Genomic DNA, 3,767 nt, shown 5'->3' on the forward strand with positions numbered 1-3,767 from the left:
AATGTGACGCTCGGCCTGCCCATCGTCCGCACCTCCCCCGACCATGGCACCGCCTTCGACATCGCCGGACGGGGCCTGGCCCGCGCCGACAGCCTGGTCGCCGCCATCCGCATGGCCGACGAGATCGCCACCCGCCGCGCCGCCTAGATGGACCTCGAACACCTTCCACCCCTGCGCGACGTCCTCGACTCCCATGGCCTGATGGCCAAGAAGAGCTTCGGCCAGCACTTCCTGTTTGACCTCAACATCACCCGCAAGATCGCCCGCCTCGCTGGCGTCGGCGAGGCCGACCACGTCATCGAGGTCGGCCCCGGCCCTGGCGGCCTGACGCGGGCCCTGCTGGAGACCGGCGCCCAGGTGACCGCGGTGGAGAAAGACCCCCGCTTCTTGCCCCTGCTGGCCGAACTCAGCGAGGCGGCGGGCGGCGCCCTCACCGTCCATCTGGACGACGCGCTGACCGCCGACGAGACCGCGCTCGCCGCCGGACGGCCCACGGCCATCGTCTCCAACCTGCCCTATAATGTCGGCACCCCCCTGCTCATCAAGTGGCTGACGGGCCCCTTCCGGCCCACGTCTCTCACCCTGATGTTCCAGAAGGAAGTGGCCGAGCGCATCGTCGCCGCGCCGGGCTCCGACGCTTATGGCCGCCTGGCCGTCATCGCCCAGGCCACGGCGGATGCGCGTCTGGTGATGGAGGTCTCACCGCGCGCCTTCACCCCGCCCCCCAAGGTGACCTCGGCCGTGGTCCACCTGGTCCCCCACCCCCAGCGGCTGGACCAGGCCCTGCTGGATAGCTTGCAGACCCTCACCGCCGCCGCCTTCGGCCAACGACGCAAGATGCTCCGCTCCAGCCTCAAGCAGCTGGGGGGCGAGGCAATCTGTGAGAAGGCCGGTCTCGACCCGTCACGCCGAGCCGAGACCCTGGATGTGGAAGAATTCCTGAAGTTGGCCCGCGCGCGTTAGCGGGCCATGAGCAACGCCGCGCCATCCCAGGCCAGCTTGCCCCCCACCACCACCAGCAGGCTGTAGATCACCTTGTAGAAGGCCTGCCCCGGCACCCGCCGCACCAGCCACACCCCGGCCCAGGTCGAGGCGATGGCCAGCGGCAGCAGGGCCGCCGCGGTCGACAGGCTCTCCGTCGTCACCTGGCCCAGCGCCAGATAGGCCGGGACCTTGATCCAGTTCACCACCGCGAAGAAGATAGCGCTGGTGCCGATGAACACGTCGCGGGGCAACTGCTTGGGCAGGACATAGATCTGGAACGGCGGCCCGCCGGCGTGGCTGATCTGGCTGGTGAACCCCGCCGCGACCCCCGCCAGCACGCCCCGCCACGGCACGCCCTCAGGCGCCGCCGCCCGCACGGGCGCGCCCCTGCGCTCCAGCCACAGCCGCTGTACGGAAAACAGCACCGAGATCACCCCGACCGCCAGCTCCACCGCGCCTGGCCTGACGAAGGCCGCCAGGGCGAACCCGGCGAAGATCCCCACCGCCGCGCTAGGCAGCATCAGCAGCAAGATTCCCCGGTCCCAGGTCTTGCGGAACGCCCACACGCTGACGACGTCCTGCACGATCAGGATCGGCAGGGTGATGGAGGCCGCCAGCACCGGCGACACCGCCAGCGCCATCAGCGGCACCGCGATCACCCCGATGCCGGAAAACCCGCCCTTGGCCAGCCCCAGCAGGATCACCGCCGGCACGGCCAGGGCGTAGAACCAAGGGTCGGTGATCAACGCCTGTGGCCCGTCACGTCGGACCCGGTCATGATGTCGGTGTCGGGACCCCCGTCGCGGATGGTCTTCCCGCGGTAGATCACCGCCCCGATCAGATTGGGCTTCTGGCCGATGGCCTCACAGAAGTCCTCCCAGTGCTCGCTGGGCGCCCACAGGCAGGGGCTGCGCGGGTCCTCGTCGATGGCCAGGTCCACCATGGTCTTGATGCTCAGCATGCCGCGAGCGCCGCCACCCGCGCCGCCAAGGCCACGTTCACCGCCTCATAGGCCGGCCTGAAATCCCGCGCGATCTGCGCCTGGGAAAAGGTCAGCGGGATCAGCCCCGCCAGGTCTTCCCCGTGCAGCACCCGCGTCCCGGCCGGCACGGCTTCCAGGGTGAAGTGATGCCGCCCCCGGAACAGGAGCGGCACATGGCCGGCCCAGGCCAGGGCCTTGCCCGGCTCACAGGCCACAAGGGTCACGGTCTGGGAAATTTTCGCCCCGGGCTTGGCCGAGGCCAGGTTGCGGAACACCATGGGGATCTTGGCCCCCAACACCGCCTGCCCATGCGCCTCCAGGTTCAGCGGGTTCCACGCGCGGTAGCTGGCGAAGTCGGCCAGCACCGCCCACACCGCCTGGGGCGGGGCCGCGATGACCGCCTGGGTCCTGATCTGGTGCATCGCTTAACCCCCCTCGCCGCCCAGCCCATGGGCGCGCCTGCCCCACTGATTGCACGCCTCCAGGAACTTGGTGACGGCGCCCGCGCCCCCGATCGCGGACTTCGGCACCACCACCGGGTCCCCGCGGTCCAGGACCAGCACCACCTGCCCCGGCGCCTCGCGGATCATCGCCACCCGGGCCCAGCTCACCAGGTCGCCGTCGCCGAGCCGCAAGCCCTGCGGCCCCACCTCCAGGCTCACCTCACGTTCAGGCGCACCAGGCCGTCCCAGCCACCAGGCCTGGGCCGCCAGACAGGCCAGCCAGAACCCCGCCCCGCCCAGCACCGCGCCCGTGATCCCCAGCGCCGCTCCGTCGCCCAGCGCACCAAAGCCCGCGACCCCCAGCACCGCCGCCCCCGTCATCCCGGGCCAGAACCACAGCCGCCGCGACACCTCGCGCGCCGCCAGCCTGCGGCCCACCGCCACGTCCTCCGGCGTCAACAGGTAGCGCATGGCCTCAGCGCTTCTTGCCCAGCTCGACAGCGATGTCCTTCACCATCATGCCGACCTTGCGATAGGCGCTGATGATCTGGTCATGGGTCACGCCCCAGCGCTTGGCCCAGTATTCCACCTGGTGCCGCTCCTTGGGATCCAGCCGCGGCGAATCCCTGAAATCCCGCTTGCCCTTGGGTTCGGCCATCTGGGCGCTCCTTGCAAAGTCCTGAAGTGTCACCGCAGCCGCGATTGAGCAAGCCTATCTCCTCCTCTCGCCACCCCCTAAGCTCCCCCCATGTTCACCCACCGACCCGGCGTCCTGCTCGCCATCGCCTCGGCCGCCCTGTTCGGCGCCAGCACCCCCTTCGCCAAGCTTCTGCTGGGGGGCGGGGTCAGTCCCTGGCTGCTGGCCGGCCTGCTCTATCTGGGCTCGGGGCTGGGGCTTACCCTGGTCCACCTGGCGAGGGGCGCCCTGGGGGTGCCGGCCGCCGAGGCGCCCCTGCGCCGCGCCGACCTGCCGTGGCTGGGTCTCGTGGTGCTCAGCGGCGGGATCATCGGCCCCCTGCTGCTGATGCTGGGCCTGGCGACGACCGCGGCCTCCACCTCGGCCCTGCTGCTGAACCTCGAGGGCCTGGCCACCATGGCCATCGCCTGGATCGTGTTCCGCGAAAATGTCGACCGCCGCCTGCTGCTGGGCGCCGCCGCCATCCTGGCCGGAGCCGTCGTGCTCTCCTGGCAGGGCGGCCCCACCGGCCTTGGCCTCGGCGCCCTGGCCATCGCCGGCGCCTGCCTGGCCTGGGGGATCGACAACAACCTGACCCGCAAGCTCAGCGCCGCCGACCCGGTCCAGATCGCCCTGATCAAGGGCCTCGTGGCCGGCGCCGTGAACCTGAGCCTGGCCCTGG

The 3,767-nt window shown here is 70.9% G+C and carries 8 protein-coding genes; 3 read left to right on the forward strand and 5 right to left on the reverse strand.

Annotation, left to right across the window (positions count from 1 at the left end; all coding sequences use genetic code 11):
• Together RMO97_RS15905 and rsmA are read left to right on the forward strand one after the other, a co-directional pair.
• Positions 1–147, forward strand: a 147-nt coding sequence (locus tag RMO97_RS15905) for a 4-hydroxythreonine-4-phosphate dehydrogenase PdxA (protein WP_310542017.1), incomplete at its 5' end; no start/stop codon positions are given.
• Entirely contained in the window at positions 148–963 is an 816-nt protein-coding gene (gene rsmA, locus RMO97_RS15910) for a 16S rRNA (adenine(1518)-N(6)/adenine(1519)-N(6))-dimethyltransferase RsmA (protein ID WP_310542011.1), read from the forward strand. It begins immediately after the preceding gene.
• On the opposite strand, the gene RMO97_RS15915 is transcribed toward rsmA, so the two are convergent.
• Genes RMO97_RS15915 through RMO97_RS15935 form a run of 5 tightly spaced genes read right to left on the reverse strand, consistent with a single transcriptional unit; the run spans position 960 to position 3,067 of the window.
• Entirely contained in the window at positions 960–1,730 is a 771-nt protein-coding gene (locus RMO97_RS15915; protein WP_310542012.1) for a sulfite exporter TauE/SafE family protein, read from the reverse strand. The two genes, rsmA and RMO97_RS15915, sit on opposite strands and share 4 nt — an antisense overlap.
• Positions 1,727–1,945, reverse strand: coding sequence for a hypothetical protein (locus RMO97_RS15920; protein ID WP_310542013.1), 219 nt, complete (start codon positions 1,943–1,945; stop codon positions 1,727–1,729). Before RMO97_RS15920 ends, RMO97_RS15915 begins: the two co-directional genes overlap by 4 nt.
• Complete coding sequence (locus RMO97_RS15925; protein ID WP_310542014.1) at positions 1,939–2,388, reverse strand: SRPBCC domain-containing protein; 450 nt, start codon at positions 2,386–2,388, stop codon at positions 1,939–1,941. Before RMO97_RS15925 ends, RMO97_RS15920 begins: the two co-directional genes overlap by 7 nt.
• A gap of 3 nt (positions 2,389–2,391) precedes the next feature.
• Positions 2,392–2,880, reverse strand: a complete 489-nt coding sequence (locus RMO97_RS15930) for a hypothetical protein (protein WP_310542015.1) — start codon at positions 2,878–2,880, stop codon at positions 2,392–2,394.
• 4 nt (positions 2,881–2,884) lie between these two features.
• On the reverse strand, positions 2,885–3,067 hold the full coding sequence (locus RMO97_RS15935; protein ID WP_304783446.1) for a DUF3606 domain-containing protein: 183 nt from the start codon (positions 3,065–3,067) through the stop codon (positions 2,885–2,887).
• A gap of 90 nt (positions 3,068–3,157) precedes the next feature.
• Here RMO97_RS15935 and RMO97_RS15940 point away from each other — a divergent pair.
• The coding region (locus RMO97_RS15940) for a DMT family transporter (RefSeq protein WP_310542016.1) at positions 3,158–3,767 on the forward strand (610 nt) is incomplete at its 3' end.

The sequence above is a fragment of the Phenylobacterium sp. genome (assembly GCF_031425575.1).
Taxonomy (GTDB): domain Bacteria; phylum Pseudomonadota; class Alphaproteobacteria; order Caulobacterales; family Caulobacteraceae; genus Phenylobacterium.

What these genes read in the sequence shown, in the direction of transcription:
- rsmA (WP_310542011.1), top strand. Translation starts at nt 148, where the DNA reads ATGGACCTCGAACACCTTCCACCCCTGCGCGACGTCCTCGACTCCCAT.
- RMO97_RS15920 (WP_310542013.1), bottom strand. Translation starts at nt 1,945, where the DNA reads ATGCTGAGCATCAAGACCATGGTGGACCTGGCCATCGACGAGGACCCG.
- RMO97_RS15925 (WP_310542014.1), bottom strand. Translation starts at nt 2,388, where the DNA reads ATGCACCAGATCAGGACCCAGGCGGTCATCGCGGCCCCGCCCCAGGCG.
- RMO97_RS15930 (WP_310542015.1), bottom strand. Translation starts at nt 2,880, where the DNA reads ATGCGCTACCTGTTGACGCCGGAGGACGTGGCGGTGGGCCGCAGGCTG.
- RMO97_RS15935 (WP_304783446.1), bottom strand. Translation starts at nt 3,067, where the DNA reads ATGGCCGAACCCAAGGGCAAGCGGGATTTCAGGGATTCGCCGCGGCTG.